The sequence below is a fragment of the Advenella faeciporci genome (assembly GCF_014652395.1).
Classification (GTDB): domain Bacteria; phylum Pseudomonadota; class Gammaproteobacteria; order Burkholderiales; family Burkholderiaceae_B; genus Advenella; species Advenella faeciporci.
In genome coordinates this window covers 25,260-43,288 of record NZ_BMYS01000010.1, presented here as the reverse complement: position 1 = coordinate 43,288, position 18,029 = coordinate 25,260, and the positions used below count along the sequence as shown (strand labels likewise).

General features: G+C 49.3%; 20 protein-coding genes. 18 read left to right on the top strand and 2 right to left on the bottom strand.

The genetic code is table 11. The annotated features are described in order from the left end of the window. Positions 1–53: 53 nt before the first annotated feature. Complete coding sequence (locus IE074_RS08300) at positions 54–500, bottom strand: MarR family winged helix-turn-helix transcriptional regulator (RefSeq protein WP_189385009.1); 447 nt, start codon at positions 498–500, stop codon at positions 54–56. 194 nt (positions 501–694) lie between these two features. On the opposite strand from IE074_RS08300, the gene IE074_RS08295 reads away from it, so the two are divergent. Continuing rightward, on the top strand, positions 695–1,231 hold the full coding sequence (locus tag IE074_RS08295) for a VOC family protein (protein WP_189385008.1): 537 nt from the start codon (positions 695–697) through the stop codon (positions 1,229–1,231). A gap of 114 nt (positions 1,232–1,345) precedes the next feature. On the opposite strand, the gene IE074_RS08290 is transcribed toward IE074_RS08295, so the two are convergent. Next, positions 1,346–1,837: a C40 family peptidase gene (locus IE074_RS08290; protein WP_189385007.1), complete on the bottom strand. Its 492-nt coding sequence runs from the start codon at positions 1,835–1,837 to the stop codon at positions 1,346–1,348. Between the two features lie 285 nt (positions 1,838–2,122). Here IE074_RS08290 and gor point away from each other — a divergent pair, with 285 nt between their 5' ends. From gor to IE074_RS08205, 17 genes are all read left to right on the top strand, one after another. Next, positions 2,123–3,478 (top strand): glutathione-disulfide reductase, encoded by a 1,356-nt coding sequence (gene gor / locus IE074_RS08285; RefSeq protein ID WP_189385006.1) that lies wholly within the window; start codon positions 2,123–2,125, stop codon positions 3,476–3,478. A gap of 292 nt (positions 3,479–3,770) precedes the next feature. Further along, positions 3,771–4,619 (top strand): phosphonate ABC transporter ATP-binding protein, encoded by an 849-nt coding sequence (phnC, locus tag IE074_RS08280; protein ID WP_189385005.1) that lies wholly within the window; start codon positions 3,771–3,773, stop codon positions 4,617–4,619. Positions 4,620–4,646: 27 nt separating this feature from the next. Further along, entirely contained in the window at positions 4,647–5,693 is a 1,047-nt protein-coding gene (phnD, locus tag IE074_RS08275) for a phosphonate ABC transporter substrate-binding protein (RefSeq protein ID WP_189385004.1), read from the top strand. A 15-nt stretch (positions 5,694–5,708) separates the two neighbouring features. After that, positions 5,709–6,704 carry a phosphonate ABC transporter substrate-binding protein gene (gene phnD / locus IE074_RS08270; protein ID WP_189385003.1) on the top strand — a complete coding sequence of 332 codons (996 nt, stop codon included), beginning with the start codon at positions 5,709–5,711 and terminating at the stop codon, positions 6,702–6,704. Positions 6,705–6,767: 63 nt separating this feature from the next. Then, complete coding sequence (phnE, locus tag IE074_RS08265) at positions 6,768–7,562, top strand: phosphonate ABC transporter, permease protein PhnE (protein WP_189385002.1); 795 nt, start codon at positions 6,768–6,770, stop codon at positions 7,560–7,562. 40 nt (positions 7,563–7,602) lie between these two features. Further along, positions 7,603–8,379 (top strand): phosphonate metabolism transcriptional regulator PhnF, encoded by a 777-nt coding sequence (phnF, locus tag IE074_RS08260; RefSeq protein ID WP_373297795.1) that lies wholly within the window; start codon positions 7,603–7,605, stop codon positions 8,377–8,379. Then, the gene (gene phnG, locus IE074_RS08255) at positions 8,315–8,758 is read left to right on the top strand and encodes a phosphonate C-P lyase system protein PhnG (protein WP_189385000.1); all 444 of its coding nucleotides are present in this window, start codon (positions 8,315–8,317) and stop codon (positions 8,756–8,758) included. The genes phnF and phnG overlap by 65 nt, the downstream gene beginning before the upstream one ends. Positions 8,759–8,761: 3 nt before the next feature. After that, on the top strand, positions 8,762–9,355 hold the full coding sequence (gene phnH, locus IE074_RS08250) for a phosphonate C-P lyase system protein PhnH (protein ID WP_189384999.1): 594 nt from the start codon (positions 8,762–8,764) through the stop codon (positions 9,353–9,355). A 2-nt stretch (positions 9,356–9,357) separates the two neighbouring features. Further along, positions 9,358–10,458: a carbon-phosphorus lyase complex subunit gene (locus IE074_RS08245; protein WP_189384998.1), complete on the top strand. Its 1,101-nt coding sequence runs from the start codon at positions 9,358–9,360 to the stop codon at positions 10,456–10,458. Further along, on the top strand, positions 10,455–11,333 hold the full coding sequence (locus IE074_RS08240; protein WP_373297794.1) for an alpha-D-ribose 1-methylphosphonate 5-phosphate C-P-lyase PhnJ: 879 nt from the start codon (positions 10,455–10,457) through the stop codon (positions 11,331–11,333). Before IE074_RS08245 ends, IE074_RS08240 begins: the two co-directional genes overlap by 4 nt. Further along, complete coding sequence (gene phnK / locus IE074_RS08235; protein ID WP_189384997.1) at positions 11,333–12,148, top strand: phosphonate C-P lyase system protein PhnK; 816 nt, start codon at positions 11,333–11,335, stop codon at positions 12,146–12,148. The genes IE074_RS08240 and phnK overlap by 1 nt, the downstream gene beginning before the upstream one ends. A 10-nt stretch (positions 12,149–12,158) precedes the next feature. Then, positions 12,159–12,863 carry a phosphonate C-P lyase system protein PhnL gene (gene phnL, locus IE074_RS08230; protein ID WP_189384996.1) on the top strand — a complete coding sequence of 235 codons (705 nt, stop codon included), beginning with the start codon at positions 12,159–12,161 and terminating at the stop codon, positions 12,861–12,863. Beyond that, complete coding sequence (locus IE074_RS08225; RefSeq protein WP_189384995.1) at positions 12,853–13,998, top strand: alpha-D-ribose 1-methylphosphonate 5-triphosphate diphosphatase; 1,146 nt, start codon at positions 12,853–12,855, stop codon at positions 13,996–13,998. The genes phnL and IE074_RS08225 overlap by 11 nt, the downstream gene beginning before the upstream one ends. After that, complete coding sequence (phnN, locus tag IE074_RS08220) at positions 13,998–14,603, top strand: phosphonate metabolism protein/1,5-bisphosphokinase (PRPP-forming) PhnN (RefSeq protein ID WP_189384994.1); 606 nt, start codon at positions 13,998–14,000, stop codon at positions 14,601–14,603. Before IE074_RS08225 ends, phnN begins: the two co-directional genes overlap by 1 nt. Positions 14,604–14,666: 63 nt before the next feature. Beyond that, a complete protein-coding gene (phnP, locus tag IE074_RS08215) occupies positions 14,667–15,425 on the top strand; it encodes a phosphonate metabolism protein PhnP (RefSeq protein ID WP_189384993.1) in 759 nt (252 codons plus the stop codon). Between the two features lie 93 nt (positions 15,426–15,518). Continuing rightward, positions 15,519–16,793: a mechanosensitive ion channel family protein gene (locus IE074_RS08210; RefSeq protein ID WP_189384992.1), complete on the top strand. Its 1,275-nt coding sequence runs from the start codon at positions 15,519–15,521 to the stop codon at positions 16,791–16,793. Between the two features lie 199 nt (positions 16,794–16,992). Further along, positions 16,993–18,027, top strand: coding sequence for an ABC transporter substrate-binding protein (locus IE074_RS08205; protein WP_189384991.1), 1,035 nt, complete (start codon positions 16,993–16,995; stop codon positions 18,025–18,027). Positions 18,028–18,029: the final 2 nt, after the last annotated feature.

Sequence of the window (18,029 nt, the reverse complement as noted above, 5' to 3'; positions counted from 1 at the left end):
ATTGATGAAGAATGCCAGCAATAATAACTTAAATTTCGGGATGGATTGTTTTGTCAGCCTTGCCTGATAAGCTGTTCGGCCCGCTGCTGGATGGATTGCAGGATGGTTTTCAGCTGTTCCTGTTCGTTTTGGGGCAGGCAGTCCAGCAGAAATTGGTTGCGCGCCAGCATGCCGGGCGCAATTTCCTGGTAAATCGCGCGCCCTTTTGGGGTCACTGAAATGATCAGGTTGCGCTTGTCATGTTCATCAACGGTTCTTGCCAGCAGGTTTTTTTCTTCCAGCCGCGCGATGGCACGGCTAACCTGCATTTTATCAAGGCTTGCGTGAAGGGAGATATCGGTGGCACGCATGTGTTTTCCCTGATTGAGGGCAACCAGCACACGCCAGTCATCGCGCATTAAACCATGGCGTGCCTGATAAACAGGTGCAATGGATTGACTGACAAGCTCAGCCAGGACACTGATCTGGTAGGGAAGGAAGTCGTCCAGGTTCAAGTTCATGTTGGAATAATGGGATAATTTTATATAGTAACCGTAATTATTAATTAAATGATACCTAAAAAATAACGGTTTTTTTAATAAATAATTGATTTTCATTAATTAATGTTGACATATAAATAGATTAATAGTTTAATGGTAACCATCGTTACTAATTAAAATGATACACACCTATAAAACTTTCAGAGGCAAATATCATGGCTATCCAACAAATTCATCACGTTGCTTATCGCTGCAAAGACGCAAAAGAAACCGTACTTTGGTATAAAGAAAACCTGGGTATGGATTTCGTTTTGGCTATAGCAGAAGACAAAGTTCCTTCAACCAAGGCCCCGGATCCTTACATGCATATTTTCATGGATGCCGGTAACGGGAATATCCTGGCTTTTTTTGAGGTGCCTAATTCCCCTCCAATGGGTCGTGATACCAATACCCCCGATTGGGTTCAGCATATCGCTTTCCAGGTTGGTAGCGTCCAGGAGCTGGAAGAAACCAAGGCAAGATTGCAGGCCAAGGGCATAGAAGTGATTGGCGTGACCGATCACGTGATTTTCAAATCCATTTATTTTCGTGATCCTAATGGCCACCGTCTGGAGCTGGCAGCTAAAACCGCCACGCCTGAAATGGATCGTAAACTGGATGAAGTGAAATGGGAAATGCTGGAAGAGTGGTCGAAAACCAAAAGAGCGCCCAAACACGCAGCCTGGTTGCACGAGCCCGAATTCAAGCAATAGTGCCTGGTCTCATGGCGACATCATAAAGTGCCACCATGAGTAACCTCTTGTGTTACAAGCCCGCCTTATTGAGGTGAATTCCAACATTGGATGCTTCATATTGGCGGGCTTTTTCTATTGGATAAACAGTGTGCGTGCATCGGTAAAACGTTGCGCAAAGTAACGGCTGTCTAAAGAGTCAACCCTGACCTTGCCATTATTGCGGCTTGACGGTGCATGGACGAATTGGTTATTGCCAATGTAAATGCCCATGTGGGTGTAGGGACCCGAGGTGTTGAAGAAAACCAGGTCGCCATTTTTCAGGGCCGATTTGGAGACTGGCCTGGAAACGCTGGCAATCATTGAGGTCTTGCGGGGGAGTTGGACCTTGGCGGTTTTGTTGAAAACATAATTGACAAAACCGCTGCAATCAAAACCCTCTTCGGGATGGTTGCCGCCATAGCGATAGGGCGTGCCAATATAAGACAGGGCGTTTTTCATCACGGGTTGTCGTTTGGCCGGATCAACCCTGGCGTATTTGGACGAATCTGACAGTTTGGGGCTGCTGGAGCAGCCGGCCAGTAACAGGGCGCAGATGAACGCGCAAAGCAAAAAGCGGAAGGACATAAGCTCACCTTTGGCAAGAAAGTGTCTTAACAGTATCGCAGGCAATAAGGTCTTGATAAAGGCTTTGGCTTGCCAATAAGCATTTTATTTAAAATATATTGTTTTAAAACAACTCATTACTGTGTTTTTTTAATGTAATTAATCAATGAGTCAGTCAATCAGCTAAGCAATGCAAGGGTGGGGGATGCTGGTTTTGCCGGGAGTGCCGGCCAGGCATTTCCCTTCAAACATGAAATCAGCGCAAAGCACGTATAATGAACCGGATGATTAACGTAGGAAACAGCAATGAGTGAACAGAATAAATTTGATTTTGATTTGTTTGTAATTGGTGCCGGAAGTGGCGGTGTCCGGGCTGCGCGTATGGCGGCTCAAACAGGGGCAAGGGTTGCCGCAGCCGAAGGGGCTCCCTTGGGGGGGACCTGCGTGAACCTGGGGTGTATTCCCAAGAAACTGTACAGTTATGCCGCGCATTATGCCGAGGCATTTGAAGAGTCGCACGGATATGGCTGGGAAGGAGAGAAACCGGTGCTTAACTGGGAAACCCTGAAGCGTCAAAGGGCAACAGAAATCAGTCGTCTTAACGGGGTGTATGAAAACCTGTTCAAGGGAGCCGGCGTGGAGCTCATTCGTGGTTGGGCAAAATTGCAAGATCCAAACACCGTGCTGCTTGATAATGGCAAAGCATACACCGCCAGGCATATCCTGATTGCGACCGGTGGCAAGCCCGTTGTTCCTGATGTGCCGGGTAAAGAATATGTGATCACGTCTAATGAAATCTTTGACCTGCCCGAGTTTCCACAACGCTTGCTGGTGGTGGGCGGAGGGTATATTGCCAGTGAATTCGCCTCTATTTTTAACGGCTTGGGTTCACGGGTTGTTCAGCTTTATCGCTCTGAACAAATCTTGCGTGGTTTTGATCGTGAAATCCGTGATTTTGTGGCCGGTGAAATGCGCAAGGCAGGTGTTGATATAAGGACCAACACAAATATTGCCTCAGTTGAAAAAACACCAGAAGGCCTGAAAGCAACCCTTGAAGACGGCTCAGTGCTGGTGGCAGACCAGATTCTTTATGCAACGGGACGGGCTCCCAATATCAAGGGATTGGGGTTCGAAGCGCTGGGTGGGCAAACCGCCAAAAACGGTGCAATAAAGGTCAATGAACGTTATCAAACTTCAATTCCTTCCATTTTTGCCCTGGGTGATGTGACAGACCGGGTCCAGCTCACACCGGTGGCCCTTGCCGAAGCCATGGTGCTGGTAGATGACCTGTTCGGTAAAAAACAGAAAAAAATGAGTTATGAATATATTCCCACTGCAGTGTTTACCCATCCCAATATTGGAACAGTCGGTTATTCGGAAGAAGAAGCAAGGGACAAATTTGGCGATATCCGGGTATTCCGTTCCGAGTTCCGGCCGCTCAAGCATACGTTAAGCGGCAGTGCCGCGCGCGTTTTCATGAAGCTGATTGTTGATGTGGCTAGCGATAAAGTAGTGGGGATGCATATGGCAGGTGACGATGCCGGAGAAATTATCCAGGGCTTTGCCGTTGCGGTTAAGGCGGGTGTGACCAAGGCCGGGTTTGACAGTACGATTGGCATTCACCCTACCGCAGCCGAAGAGTTCGTTACCATGCGGGGTTAGTTAAAAAATGTAGCAGAAGGTTGATTTTTTGCTAATGGCTGAGGCTGTTACAAATTTATCTTTTATTTAACCTGTCTAGTTTTTTTGTCCAAAAGGAATTGCCTGAAACCGGTAATTCCTTTTTTTTTACATAGATAGAATCAAAGTCAACGGGAATCAACCTGTCTAGTTATCGGGAGGGGTTTAAAAGAAAAATATTGCAATTCCGTCATAAATCATTAACTATCCTGTCATATCACCGCTTTACCATGCAGCCATCTTTCGAATTAATCCTTTGTAAAAAGGCGAAAAAATGGCTTCAGCTATTCAAGTACAAAACCTGAATAAAACGTTTGGCTCCAAACAGGTTTTATTCAACATGGAACTGGATGTTCCCAAAGGCGCCATGGTGGCACTGATTGGCGCATCGGGTTCAGGCAAATCAACATTATTACGCCATTTGTCAGGTTTGGCCAGTGCCGACCGCACCAATGGTGGAACCATTCATGCACTGGGTCAACAGATTCAGGGGAATGGTCATTTAAGTCATGATGTGCGCCGTATCCGTTCTGATATTGGCTATATTTTTCAGCAATTCAATCTGGTTGGTCGCTTAAACGTGCTGCAAAATGTCTTGCTGGGTTGTCTGGGGCGCATGTCTCGGTTGCGTGGTACGTTGGGTCTGTTCAATGCTGAAGAAAAAGAGCGTGCCTTGCATGCGCTTGAACGCGTGGGCCTGCTTGAACATGCTTATCGCCGTGCCTCAACCCTGTCGGGTGGGCAACAGCAACGTGTCGCGATTGCCCGTACGCTTTGTCAGCAGGCCGAAATTATTCTGGCTGATGAGCCCATCGCCTCGCTTGATCCGGAATCTGCACGTAATGTGATGGATGCCCTGGCAGATATCAATAAAAAAGATGGGAAAACCGTCATTGTCACACTGCATCAGGTGGATTATGCCGTCAAGTATTGCAAACATGCGGTTGCCCTGAAAAATGGCAAGAAGCACTTTGATGGCCCAATCAGTGGTTTAACCAATCATTTCCTGAATGATCTGTATGGGTCTGAGCTGGGTACGAATTTGTTGTTTTCCGATCATCAGGAAGCCAAAGAAGAACTGCACGAACCAATGCTTAAGCAAGTGGAACGCAAGGTTGCTTGATTTAAATATAAAGTAAATATGATGGCAATGAAAAAATTATATAAAACCCTGCTTGCTTTACCGTTTGCCGGCTGTCTGGTGGTGGGTGCGTCACAAGCACAAGAAGTTAAAGAACTGAATTTCGGCATCATTTCAACCGAGTCATCCCAGAACCTGAAAAACAAATGGGAACCTTTATTAGCCGATATGTCACGCAAAACCGGTTACAAGGTGAAAAGCTTTTTTGCCCCTGATTATGCCGGCATTATCCAGGGCATGCGTTTCAATAAAGTGGATCTGGCTTTGTTTGGCAATAATTCTGCCATGGAAGCCGTTGACCGTGCCAATGGCGAGGTTATTTATCAGCTGGTGAACAAGGAAGGGCAGCCGGGTTACTGGAGTTTGCTAATTACGCATAAAGACAGTCCGGTCAACAGCGTTGAACAGATGCTGGCCCAGGCGGAAAACCTGAATTTTGGCAATGGTGACCCTAATTCCACTTCCGGTTATCTGGTTCCTGGCTATTACGTTTTTGCCAAAAACAATGTTGAACCGAACAAAATTTTCAAGCGCTCGCTGAATGGCAATCATGAAGTTAATGCGCTGTCTGTTGCCAATAAACAGCTAGACGTGGCCACTTTCAATACCGGTGCCATGGATCGACTGAGCAGGAGTCATCCAGAGAAGGCGGAAAAACTGAAAGTGATCTGGCAGTCTCCGCTTATTCCGGACAACCCGATTGTTTGGCGTGCTGATCTGCCCGATGAAACCAAGCTGGTCATCAAGACATTCTTTGACACTTATGGTGATGAGGCTGCCGAATTGCAACTGCTTAATGGAATGAATTTGTCCAAATTCAAAGCATCAAGCAATGACCAGTTGCTGCCAATCCGTCAACTGGATCTGTTCCAGCAACGATCAGCAATTGCCACTGATGCAAGACTGAGCCAGCAACAAAAACAGGAAAAGACCGCTCTTTTGGATGCTGAACTGGAAAAAATCTCTTTACGTATGCAGGCGCTGGAAAAAAAACCAGTCCTGAAACCGTTGTATTTCTTTATTAACCCAATTAATTATTTGTTACTGATAACCTGAAACCAGAGATAAACAATGCTTAAATCTATTTACCAGCGTGTGGGAGTTTCCCTTTTGGCCGCCGCCTTGACAGCAGGTGCCGCCTATGCCCAAGAAAAAAAGGAAATTAATTTCGGGATTATTTCCACTGAATCGTCACAAAACCTGAGACAGGTCTGGGAACCGTTCCTGGATGATATGTCCAAAAAAACCGGTTACAAAGTAAAGGCGTTTTTTGCCCCTGACTATGCCGGCATTATTCAAGGCATGCGTTTCGATAAGGTTGATATTGCCTGGTACGGTAACAAATCAGCCATGGAAGCCGTTGATCGTGCCAACGGCGAAGTTATTTTCCAGTCAGTGGATAAAGACGGTAAACCAGGTTACTGGAGTTTGTTGATTGCCCATAAAGACAGTCCAATCAATAATCTTGATGATATGCTGGCACAGGCCAAAAACCTTAACTTTGGTAATGGTGATCCTAATTCAACTTCGGGTTACCTGGTTCCTGGTTACTACGTTTTTGCCCAGAATAATGTTGACCCCAATAAAATCTTCAAACGTGCTGTCAATGGCAGCCACGAAGTCAATGCCTTGTCTGTCGCGAATAAACAGCTTGATGTGGCGACCAATAATACAGAAAGCGTTGATCGCCTGAAAAAAACCAATCCTGAAAAAGCGGCCTTGATCAAGGAAATCTGGCGTTCCCCTTTGATTCCGGCCGATCCGATCGTATGGCGTAAAAACCTGCCTGAAGATGTCAAGGTCAAATTTAACGAATTTTTTACCACTTATGGCGACAAACCAGAAGAATTGGCTGTGTTGAACAATCTGGATTGGGGTAAGTTTAAAGTATCCAGCAATGACCAGTTGCTGCCCATTCGTCAGCTTGAATTGTTCAAAAAACGTAATCAAGTGGTCAATGATGCCAAATTGTCCGATGCAGACAAACAGGCTCAGTTGCAAGCACTGGATGCCGATCTGGACAAGTTGGTTGCACGCATGAAAGAGCTGGAAGCCAAAAAATCCTGAGTCTTGTTCAGGAATTGAAAAGGTGCATGGCCAGGTGCTGTGCACCATAGATACAGAAAAGATATGACAACACTTACTTCACAAATCAGTTTGCAAAAACCTCAACGTAATTCCCTGATGCAGTTGCTGGGATGGGGCTTGTTTCTGGCTTTCCTTGCCTGGGCCTGGGAAGGTGCTGAAATGAATCCCCGCCTGTTATGGGAAGATTCCGGGAATATGGCAGAATTTGCTGCCGATTTTTTTCCACCGGATTTTTCCGATTGGCGTCTGTTCCTGAGTGAAATGCTGGTAACGATCCAAATTGCCGTTTGGGGGACTGTCCTGGCCGTTATTTGTGGCATTCCGCTGGGTATTCTTTCTTCGGCCAATATTGTGCCCTGGTGGGTCTATCAGCCGGTACGTCGTTTGATGGACGCCTTGCGCTCTATTAATGATATGGTTTTTGCCATGTTGTTTGTGGTGGCGGTTGGCTTAGGTCCTTTTGCGGGGACCCTTGCTTTATTTCTGGGAACCACAGGGGTACTGGCCAAGCTGTTCGCCGAAGCCGTGGAGTCAATTGATCCCGGTCCGGTTGAAGGAGTGCGTGCGACAGGTGCGAGTGCCTTGCAAGAAGTGATTTTTGGGGTCATACCTCAGGTATTGCCCTTGTGGATTTCCTACATCCTGTACCGTTTTGAATCAAATGTGCGTTCTGCAACGGTGGTGGGTATGGTGGGTGCGGGTGGTATCGGAGTACTGCTGTGGGAAGCTATCCGTGGCTTTCAGTTTGGGCAAAGTGCAGCTATTTTGTTAATCATTATTGTTGCCGTCAGCCTTATTGACATGATTTCACAGCGATTACGCCGTTTTTTCATCTAAAGGGTAATGGGCAGTGAGCTGCCCTTTTTCAATTATGAACTTGTCTAGACAAGAAGGTCCGGTTTATTTGACATTGGCAGCCACGCTCAGGGCGGAACTGTCTATTTATCAGGCAGGAGATCTGCTGCCTGGCGAGTTGCCGCTGGCCAGACGTTTTGGGGTTAACCGGCATACGATTCGCAGGGCACTGGATATCCTGGCCCAGGAAGGTAGCGTGATTCGCATCAAGGGTAAAGGTACCCAGGTCCTGAACCGGCCCATGCTGTATCCGGTTCGTGCCGACAGTGCTTACAGCGAATCTTTCAGTGCCATGGGATACAGTTCCGAAGCCCGTTTGTTGAAGGTTTACCAGCGTATTGCCAATGCCGATGAAGTCAAACACCTTCAGTTGAAGGAAGATGAGAATGTTCTTGAATATAAAACCCTCAGGCTGATCGAGGATCAACCGGTCAGCCTGATCAGTCATTTTTTTTCGCAACAGTATGCCTTTTTGCTGAAGGATTATGCCAAGGGGTCAATGCGCGCCTATTTGCAGCAAAGGGGGTGTGAACTGGTCAGGGTTTTCAGCCTGATTGGTGCACGCATGCCTACCGTGGATGAAGCCAGTCGCTTGCTGATATCCCATCAGCAGCCGGTGCTGACCGTCCAGACCTTATCCAGGGATCAGCATGGCAGGCCAATGGAATTGTCTTTTTCCGTCAGCCGTGCCGATCACTTTCAATATCAAGTGTTTATTAATGGAGTTAACGAGCATGACAGCTCAAGCAAACACAACCTTGCGTCAGCAATGGATGCAGGTACTGGCCAGGGCCGGTGATGCATTGATGTCTTTTGAGGCAGAACTGACTGCCGCCACTTACCGTCGTATCCGCGCACCGGAAACCGGCATGGTGATGGTGCGTGGCCGGGCCGGTGGTACCGGGCAAGCATTCAATGTGGGCGAAATGACGGTTACCCGTTGTGTGGTGCGCCTGGATGATGGCAGTACCGGTTATAGCTACATTGCCGGACGCAACAAGCAGCATGCCGAACTGGCCGCGTTGGCGGATGCCCACTTGCAAGGGCAGGAGCAGGAGCGCTGGATGGAAACGCTGGTGCGCCCGTTGCAACGGCAGCAACAACACAAACGCCTGCAAAGGGAGGCTGACATTGCAGCTTCCAAGGTTAATTTCTTTACGATGGTTCGCGGAGATTAAGCAATGAATTCACAGTATTTGAGACCGGCTTTTGAGAATCCGGTTGATAGTGCCCAGCAGGGTTTCCGTATCGCGCTCAAGGCTATTTCCGAGCCTGGCCTGAGTCATGACCTGGGACTGGTGGCAGAACTGGATAGCCTGGCGCCAGCCACTTATGCACTGGCACTGACTTTGCTTGACAGTGACACCACGGTCTGGTTGAGTCCTTCACTGGATACGCCCGCCGTCAGGGCGAACCTGGCTTTTCATTGTGCCTGCCCTATTACCGGGCAAGCGCAGGAAGCCGACTTTGCCCTGTTGCAGGCATCCGAGGCGGAATATATCACGCTGTTCAATAACGGTACTGACCGGGATCCCGAGCTTTCATGTACGGCCCTGATTCAGCTGTGCTCATTGGACGGTGGCCAGACCACGATCTGGCAAGGTCCGGGTATTGAAACCCAGAGAGAGGTTGCCTTGCCGGTAGAAACGGTTTTCTGGCAAAACCGCCAGGCCGTCACGAAATTTCCCTGCGGTATTGATATGTATTTTATTGCCGGTGAGCGGATCATGGCCTTGCCCCGCAGCACGCAAGTCAACTTTCAGCAGGAGAATTAATCATGTATGTTGCCGTAAAAGGTGGCGAAAAAGCCATCGACCATGCCCACCACCTGCTGGCCAAAAAGCGGCGTGGTTCAACTGATATTCCTGAACTGGGTGTTGAACAGATCCGGGGGCAAATGTCCATGGCTGTTGCGCGGGTCATGACCGAAGGTTCGCTCTACGACGAGGAGCTGGCTGCACTGTCGATCAAACAATCAGCCGGTGATTTGCTGGAAGCCATTTTCCTGTTGCGCGCTTACCGTACCACTTTGCCCCGTTTTGCCGCTTCTGTGCCGCTGCAAACCGGTGAAATGCAAATGGAACGCCGTATTTCCGCGACCTACAAGGACTTGCCGGGTGGCCAATTGTTAGGCCCTACCTTTGACTATACCCACCGTTTACTGGACTTCGCCCTCATGGCAGAGGGCAATGAGCTGCCAGCCCCGGCGCAGGAAGATCTGCAGGCAGAGCCTTGCCCGCGTGTGCTGGAAATGCTTGAGAAGGAAGGCCTGATGCGGGTTGAAAAAAATACCCGTGCCGAGGTGCCTGACATTACCCGTGAACCGCTGGACTTTCCTACCAATCGCATGCAGCGCTTGCAGGCGCTTGCCCGGGGTGACGAGGGATTCATGATGGCACTGGCGTACTCCACCCAGCGTGGTTATGGCCGTAATCACCCTTTTGCCGGAGAGATTCGCATTGGTTTTACCGAAGTCTGGATAGAGCCCGAAGAGCTGGATTTTGCCGTGCCGCTGGGTGATATTGAAATAACCGAATGTGAAATGGTGAACCAGTTTGTTGGATCAAAAACCGAACCTGCCCAGTTTACCCGTGGCTACGGATTGGCGTTTGGCTATAACGAACGCAAAGCCATGAGCATGGCCCTGGTAGACCGGGCCCTGTGTGCCGAAGAACTGGGCGAGGAAATCACTTCACCGGCCCAGCAGGAAGAGTTCGTGCTGATGCATTGTGATAATGTTGAAGCTGCCGGATTTGTTTCACACTTAAAGCTTCCACACTATGTCGACTTCCAGTCAGAACTGGAATTGATCCGAAAAATGCATGCGCAGGATCAGGCAGAAGATGAAGAGTATTCCATACAGGAGAAACGGGCATGATGACCGGATCGGAAAAACAGGTTCAGCAGGGGCTGACAGAAGGTTATAACTTTGCCTATCTGGATGAGCAAACCAAACGCATGATTCGTCGCGGCCTGCTCAAGGCGGTTGCCATTCCTGGCTATCAGGTTCCCTTTGGCGGACGTGAGATGCCGTTGCCTTATGGTTGGGGTACCGGCGGCATGCAGGTTACAGCCGCTGTTCTTGGAGAACAGGATGTGCTCAAGGTCATTGACCAGGGTGCCGACGATACGACCAATGCAGTGTCGATCAGGCGCTTCTTTTCCCGTACGGCGGGTGTGCAGACAACCGAAAGGACTGAAGCGGCAACCATTATCCAGACACGCCATCGTATCCCCGAGGCTGAACTGAAGAAAGACCAGATCATGGTGTATCAGGTACCCATTCCAGAGCCGTTGCGCTTTATCGAGCCTTCTGACAGTGAAACCAAAACCATGCACGCGTTGAATGATTACGGTGTCATGCATGTAAAACTATATGAAGACATTGCCAAATATGGTCACATTGCCACCGCTTACGCCTATCCGGTTTTGGTGGATGACCGTTATGTGATGGATCCTTCACCGATTCCTAAGTTTGACAACCCTAAACTGGACATGAGTCCTGCCTTGATGCTGTTTGGCGCAGGGCGTGAAAAACGACTGTATGCCGTACCGCCTTACACCCGTGTCAGCAGTCTGGATTTTGATGATCATCCTTTTGAAATACAAAAATGGGATCATAGCTGCGCCATTTGTGGCAGTGATCATTCCTATCTGGATGAGATTATTGTCGATGACAGCGGAACCCGTGAGTTCGTTTGTTCGGATACCGATTACTGCAACCAGCGGGTTGCCCAGCAGGAGAAACAATAATGGCTGCTTTGCCTTCAATCATGGAAACGACGGCGACAGTGCCGGATCAGCCTTTGCTGTCAGTTGAAAATATCAGTCGCCTGTTTGGACCTGAAAAGGGTTGCCAGGGCGTTTCATTTGACCTGTATCCTGGCGAGGTATTGGGCATCGTTGGTGAGTCCGGTTCGGGCAAATCCACTCTGTTAAGTGTTCTGTCCGGACGTAGCCAGCCTCAGGATGGGGTCATTACGTATCGGGGCCAGCAGGGCGAGATTATTGATTTATACAGCAGCAGTGAAGCCGAGCGCCGTACCCTGCTGCGTACCGAATGGGGATTTGTTGAACAGAATCCCCGTGACGGATTGCGCATGGGGGTCTCGGCCGGTGCCAATATTGGCGAGCGACTGATGGCCCAGGGTGTGCGCAATTATGGGGTCTTGCGCCAGGAAGCGCTGGACTGGCTGCAGCACGTGGAAATTGATGCCAATCGTATTGATGACCTGCCACGGACCTTTTCAGGAGGCATGCAGCAACGTTTGCAGATTGCCCGCAATCTGGTGTCCAGCCCACGACTGGTATTCATGGATGAGCCTACTGGCGGTCTGGACGTTTCGGTGCAGGCCCGTTTGCTTGATTTGCTGCGTCGCCTGGTGCGGGAACTGGATCTTGCCGTGGTGATCGTGACGCACGATTTGGCGGTGGCCCGTTTGCTGGCGGACCGGCTGATGGTGATGCGCCGTTCCCGCGTGGTGGAAAGCGGTCTGACCGACCAGATCCTTGATGATCCGCAGCATCCTTATACCCAGTTGCTGGTTTCATCTGTTTTACAGCCTTAAGGTGAATGCAATGCAAACAATTATTGAAGTTGAAAATTTACATAAAACGTTTACCTTGCATCAACAGCAGGGCGTTGTGTTGAATGTGCTCAAGAACATCAGTTTTAATGTGGGTGCAGGTGAGTGTGTGGTGTTGAACGGTCATTCCGGTGCAGGTAAATCAACCCTGATGCGCACGCTATATGGTAATTATTTGCCCGCCAGTGGCAGCATTCGTGTCCTGCATCAGGACCGGATGTTTGAAATGGTGGGTGCTGAACCGCGCCAGATTATGGCAGTGCGCCGCGAAACCATGGGCTATGTCAGCCAATTTTTGCGGGTGATTCCACGTGTGACTTGCCTGGATGTGGTCATGGAGCCGGCCCTGGCCAGGGGCTGGGCGGCAGACAAAGCGGCACAAAGAGCACGCCAATTGCTAAGCCGCCTGAATATACCCGAGCGCTTGTGGTCATTGGCACCGGGCACTTTCTCGGGGGGTGAGCAACAGCGGGTCAATATTGCCAGGGGATTTATGGTTACCTGGCCGGTTATGCTGCTGGATGAGCCCACGGCTTCACTGGATGAAGTCAACCGCCAGGTAGTGCTGGACTTGATTGGCGAAGCCAAACAGGCGGGTTCAGCGCTCATTGGTATTTTCCATGACAAGGCTGCCCGCGAGGTGGTGGCCGACCGTTATATTGACATGAATGCCCAGGAGTCCAGTCATGCCGCATGAGCAGATTTACACCAATGCAAAGGTCGTTATGGCCGATGAGATTTTTACCGGTACGGTAGTGGTTCGGGATGGCCTGATTTGCGAGATTGATGAAGCACACAGCAACCTTTGCGCCGCCCAGGATTTGAACGGTGACTATTTGATGCCGGGGTTTATCGAGTTGCATACCGATAACCTGGAAAAATACATGAATCCCCGTCCGGGCGTGGATTGGCCATCAGACTCCGCCGTACTGGCCCATGATGCCCAAATCATCGGATCCGGTATCACCACCGTGTTTGATGCGCTGTCGATTGGAGATGTTAACCCCAAAGGGAACCGTCTTCAGCAATTGCCTCGCATGGTAGAGGCCATTGGCAAGGCTGACCAGGATGGTCATACGCGTGCAGAGCACATGCTGCATTTGCGTTGTGAAGTCAGTCATGAAAAAACTCTTGAGGTATTCGAGAATCTGGTTGATCATGAGCTGGTCAAATTGGTTTCTCTCATGGACCATACACCCGGACAGCGCCAGTTCGTGAAATACGAGAAATACCGCGAGTATTACCAGGGCAAGTATCACCTGAGTGATACCGAGATGGAAGCTTTCATTGTTCGTCAGCGCATTAATGCCGAAAAGTACAGTGATGACTATCGTCGCAGGATTGCGGGTATTTGCCAGGAAAAAAACCTTTCGATGGCAAGCCATGACGATGCCACCCATGAACACGTGACGGAATCGGCCGGTTTCGGCATGAAAATTGCCGAATTCCCCACCACGCATGAAGCCGCGGCGCTTAGCCACCAGTTGGGCATGAAAGTGCTGATGGGGGCACCGAATATTGTGCGTGGCGGTTCCCATTCCGGCAATATTGCCGCATCAGATCTTGCCGGTCATGGCGTGCTGGATATTCTTTCCAGCGATTATTATCCGGCCAGCCTGTTGCAGGCGGTTAAAAAGCTTAGTGAGCAGGAAAATGGCTATGACTTGCCCAAGGCGGTTGCCACCATCAGCCTGTTGCCCGCACGTGCGGCCAATTTGAATGATCGTGGTGAAATCAGGCTTGGCTTGCGGGCTGATCTTGTTCATGTGGCACAGGCCGGTTCCCAGTTTGTGGTGCGGCAGGTCTGGCGAGAAGGGAACAGGGTGTTCTGATGGCGGGAAAACTGGTTTATATGGTAGGGCCTTCAGGTAGTGGCAAAGATAGTCTGTTGCAGGCATTGGCCAACGATTTGCCTCATGATTGCGTCATTATGAAACGGGTCATCACACGCCCTGAAAACTCGCCGGGTGAGGTGGCCGATTCGGTTTCAATGCAATCATTTGAACAAATCGAGGCCCAGGGCGGTTTTGCCATGAGCTGGCGAGCCAACGGATTGGCCTATGGTATTCCAAAGGACCTGGATCGTCATCTGGGAGAAGGGAAAACGGTACTGGTTAACGGTTCACGTTCTTATTGTACCCATGTAAGCCAGTTATACCCCGATGTGATCATCGTTCTGGTTGCGGTCAGGCCCGAGCTGCTCAGGCAGCGTCTGATCAATCGTGGACGGGAGTCTTTGCAGGAAATCACCCTGCGTTTAGAGCGTAACCGATGCCTGGAACAGGTATTGCACAACAAGCTTGCCTTGCGGCAAATCAGTTTCTTTCTCTTGGACAACTCTGGTGATTTGTCGCTGGCGGTTGAGCAGTTGCGCGATAAACTGGAAACGTGGTGCAATGCCAGGATCCAATCTGAAAAGAGTACGTTTTTATCCTGAGAGGTCCGGTATCTTGACGTTCTCACCCGGCATGCAGGCCGAGATTTTTTTCTGGAGCATTTGATGAAATTGACATTTCTGGGCACTGGGGATACTGCCCAGGTTCCCGTATATAACTGCCAGTGTCCGGCTTGCCAGCGGGCAGGCCAGGATAAACTGTTTATGCGCAAACCAAGCAGTGTGCTTGTACAAAGCGGGACAGACCAATGGCTGGTGGATGGCGGTCATATGGATTTATGCCAGCGTTTTGCGCCGGGCACCCTAAGCGGGATTTTGCAAACACATTACCATGCCGACCATGCCCAGGGTTTGTTGCACTTGCGCTGGGGCGTCGATATGCGTATTTCCGTGCACGGCCCGTTTGATGAGGCCGGTTTTGCCGATTTATACAGGCATCCAGGTATTCTTGATTTTTCTCAGCCCTTTAGCGCCTTTGAAACCCGCCAGCTGGGTGAGAAATTGCAAGTGACGGCTTTGCCATTGGTGCATTCAAAACCCTGTTTTGGCTATTTGTTCGAGGAAGAAGACGGAAAAATCGCCTACCTGACCGATACGGTTGGTCTGGGGGACGATACATATGCCTGGTTGCAAAAACAGTCGCTGGATTATTGTATTGTGGATTGTTCCCATCCTCCCCGTGAGACTCCCCCGCGTAATCACAATGACCTTAATACGGCCCTGAAAATGTGTGATGGCCTGGCAATAGGTACTTTGCTGCTGACCCATATTGGCCATGAAATGGATAATTGGCTCATGAATCATCCAGACTCTTTGCCTGAGAATGTGAAGGTGGCCAGGGATGGACAAATCCTGACGGTTTGATATTGTTGGGCCAGATGGTTTAATATTCAGGTTCATGCCCCGTTAATCGGGGTATTTTTTTTAATATTTATCGTAAACAAACAGGAACAAGACATGCTGGAACCATTGTCCTATTGGCTCAAGGCCTGGGAATATGACGTGACGGAAAACGAGGCCACCTGGATCGCACTGGGTTTGATACTTCTCACAACAGTTATCATTCACTTCATACTGCATTACGGAGTGGTTAGATTTTTGCGAAATCAAATGCAAAAATCGCCCTATTTGTTTTTACAGTTGTTAAGCCAGTCCCGCCTGCTTAGTCGGGTTGTTTATTTTATCCAGGGGATTCTGGTGGGGTTGCAGGCCAATTTATGGCTATTGCAGGGAAAGCTTCTGAATGGCATGTTGGCAGTCGTGCAAATATGGATATACATTTATGCCTTGGCCGCCCTGTTTTCAATTCTGAATATTTTGCTGGACTGGTGTTATAAAAAGCAGGTGGCCACACAGCTTCCCTTAAACGGAATTTTCCAGACGATCAAGCTGGTTGCATCCATTGCGGTGGGTATTTTCATTGTTTCCCTGCTCATTGGCCGTTCACCGGTTATTTTGCTTAGCGGTCTGGGTGCCATGACGGCTGTCTTGATGCTGGTCTTCAAAGATCCTATTCTGGGGTTGGTGGCCGGCATACAGTTATCGGCCAATAATATGCTCAAGCTGGGTGATTGGCTTGAGATGCCTAAATATAATGCCGATGGCGCGGTGATAGATGTTGGGCTGACTACCGTCAAGGTCAGGAACTGGGACAATACGATCACCACAGTTCCCACTTATGCGCTTATTTCGGATTCGTTCAAGAATTGGCGGGCGATGTCGGAGTCGGGTGGGCGTCGTATCAAGCGGTCTATTAATATTGACGTGACCAGCATCAATTTCATCAGTGAGACTGAAATGAAAAAGCTGGCCAAAAGCCGTTTGCTGGCCAATTATATTCTGGAAAAGAACCGGGAGGTAGAGCAATACAACCAGGAACATAACTGGGATCTGAGTACGGCCCTGAATGGACGGCGTTTGACCAATATAGGCACTTTCAGGGCCTATCTGGAAATGTTTTTGCGCAACCATGCCAATATTCGCAAAGACATGACGATTATGGTCCGGCAGCTGGCACCCACCGAAGATGGGCTGCCGATTGAAATTTATTGCTTTACCAATACGGTGGTCTGGGTTGAATACGAAAGCATTCAGTCTGATATTTTTGATCATATTTTTGCCGTGGTGCCCGAGTTTGGACTGCGCCTGCACCAGTCGCCCAGCGGGCATGACTTTGCATCAATTTCCCGGCACCTCTCCAGGGTGGCAGAAAAGCAAAGCCTGTCGGCCTGAAAACAGGGCCACTTGCAATCGTGAGGATCGGGCATTTAACTATAAGTACAGACAAGAAATGACCCGATTCAACCACGACGTGAATGTCGCGACTTGATCAGGAAAGTGCTCTGCTACAATAGTCCGTGATTGTTTTTACCCTAAACCAGTAAATTCTTTTTTTTGTTTTTATATAAAAATACCATCTAGGAGATTGAAAATGGCTATTTCCCGTCGTGATTTAATGAAAGTTGCCAGTGTTTCCGGTTTGGCTGCCATGGTACCTGCTTTGGCGCGTGCCCAAAATAAAAAACTCGAGAAAACAGACGTCTCAATAGCGGTAGGTGGCCAGGCCCTGGTGTATTATCTGCCATTGTCAATTGCCGAAATCAATGGCTACTTCAAGGAAGAAGGCCTGAATGTGAAAATCGCCGACTTTGCCGGTGGTTCAAAAGCCTTACAGGCCGTGGTCGGAGGCAGTGCCGATGTTTGTTCAGGTGCGTTTGAACACACTATCAACCTGCAGACCAAGAAGCAGTTTTACCGTTCATTTGTGCTGCAGGGGCGTGCGCCCATGATTGGCCTGGCGGTGTCCAAAAAGAACATGCCCGATTACCAATCGCCGGCCGACCTGAAAGGTAAAAAAATCGGTGTCACTGCACCGGGTTCATCCACTAATATGCTGGTTAGTTTTTTCTTGAAACAACATGGCCTGAAAGACTCCGATGTTTCCATTATTGGTGTGGGAGCCGGCTCGGGTGCCGTTACTGCCTTGCGTTCAGGCCAAATTGATGCCATCAGTAACGTAGACCCGGTACTAAGTATTCTTGATCACGCGGGGGATATCCAGATTATTGCCGATACCCGCAGCCTGCAGGTTACCGAAGATATTTTTGGCGGCCCCATGCCTTCAGGCTGCCTGTATGCGTCACAACGCTTTATTGATGAAAATCCCAATACGGTCCAGGCTTTGGCCAATGCCATTGTAAAAGCCGACAAATGGATCCAGCAGGCAGGCGTCGATGAGGTGATCAAGGTTGTGCCCGAAAATTATCTTTTGGGTAATCCCGACGTGTATAAGCTGGCCCTGACCAAAAGTTTCGAGGGCTTGTCGCCCGATGGCCTGATAAATGAGAAAGGTCCTGAAACGGCCCTGAAAGCATTGGCCAGTTACATTAAAAACTTTAACGCTGAGGCAATTGACTTGTCCAAATGCTGGACTAACGATTTTGCTGCAAAAGCTCAAACAACTTAATT

Bases quoted from the DNA above. Each gene is read 5' to 3' on its own strand.
- IE074_RS08300 (WP_189385009.1), bottom strand. From the start codon at position 500: ATGAACTTGAACCTGGACGACTTCCTTCCCTACCAGATCAGTGTCCTG.
- IE074_RS08295 (WP_189385008.1), top strand. From the start codon at position 695: ATGGCTATCCAACAAATTCATCACGTTGCTTATCGCTGCAAAGACGCA.
- IE074_RS08290 (WP_189385007.1), bottom strand. From the start codon at position 1,837: ATGTCCTTCCGCTTTTTGCTTTGCGCGTTCATCTGCGCCCTGTTACTG.
- gor (WP_189385006.1), top strand. From the start codon at position 2,123: ATGAGTGAACAGAATAAATTTGATTTTGATTTGTTTGTAATTGGTGCC.
- phnC (WP_189385005.1), top strand. From the start codon at position 3,771: ATGGCTTCAGCTATTCAAGTACAAAACCTGAATAAAACGTTTGGCTCC.
- phnD (WP_189385004.1), top strand. From the start codon at position 4,647: ATGAAAAAATTATATAAAACCCTGCTTGCTTTACCGTTTGCCGGCTGT.
- phnD (WP_189385003.1), top strand. From the start codon at position 5,709: ATGCTTAAATCTATTTACCAGCGTGTGGGAGTTTCCCTTTTGGCCGCC.
- phnE (WP_189385002.1), top strand. From the start codon at position 6,768: ATGACAACACTTACTTCACAAATCAGTTTGCAAAAACCTCAACGTAAT.
- phnG (WP_189385000.1), top strand. From the start codon at position 8,315: ATGACAGCTCAAGCAAACACAACCTTGCGTCAGCAATGGATGCAGGTA.
- phnH (WP_189384999.1), top strand. From the start codon at position 8,762: ATGAATTCACAGTATTTGAGACCGGCTTTTGAGAATCCGGTTGATAGT.
- IE074_RS08245 (WP_189384998.1), top strand. From the start codon at position 9,358: ATGTATGTTGCCGTAAAAGGTGGCGAAAAAGCCATCGACCATGCCCAC.
- IE074_RS08240 (WP_373297794.1), top strand. From the start codon at position 10,455: ATGATGACCGGATCGGAAAAACAGGTTCAGCAGGGGCTGACAGAAGGT.
- phnK (WP_189384997.1), top strand. From the start codon at position 11,333: ATGGCTGCTTTGCCTTCAATCATGGAAACGACGGCGACAGTGCCGGAT.
- phnL (WP_189384996.1), top strand. From the start codon at position 12,159: ATGCAAACAATTATTGAAGTTGAAAATTTACATAAAACGTTTACCTTG.
- IE074_RS08225 (WP_189384995.1), top strand. From the start codon at position 12,853: ATGCCGCATGAGCAGATTTACACCAATGCAAAGGTCGTTATGGCCGAT.
- phnN (WP_189384994.1), top strand. From the start codon at position 13,998: ATGGCGGGAAAACTGGTTTATATGGTAGGGCCTTCAGGTAGTGGCAAA.
- phnP (WP_189384993.1), top strand. From the start codon at position 14,667: ATGAAATTGACATTTCTGGGCACTGGGGATACTGCCCAGGTTCCCGTA.
- IE074_RS08210 (WP_189384992.1), top strand. From the start codon at position 15,519: ATGCTGGAACCATTGTCCTATTGGCTCAAGGCCTGGGAATATGACGTG.
- IE074_RS08205 (WP_189384991.1), top strand. From the start codon at position 16,993: ATGGCTATTTCCCGTCGTGATTTAATGAAAGTTGCCAGTGTTTCCGGT.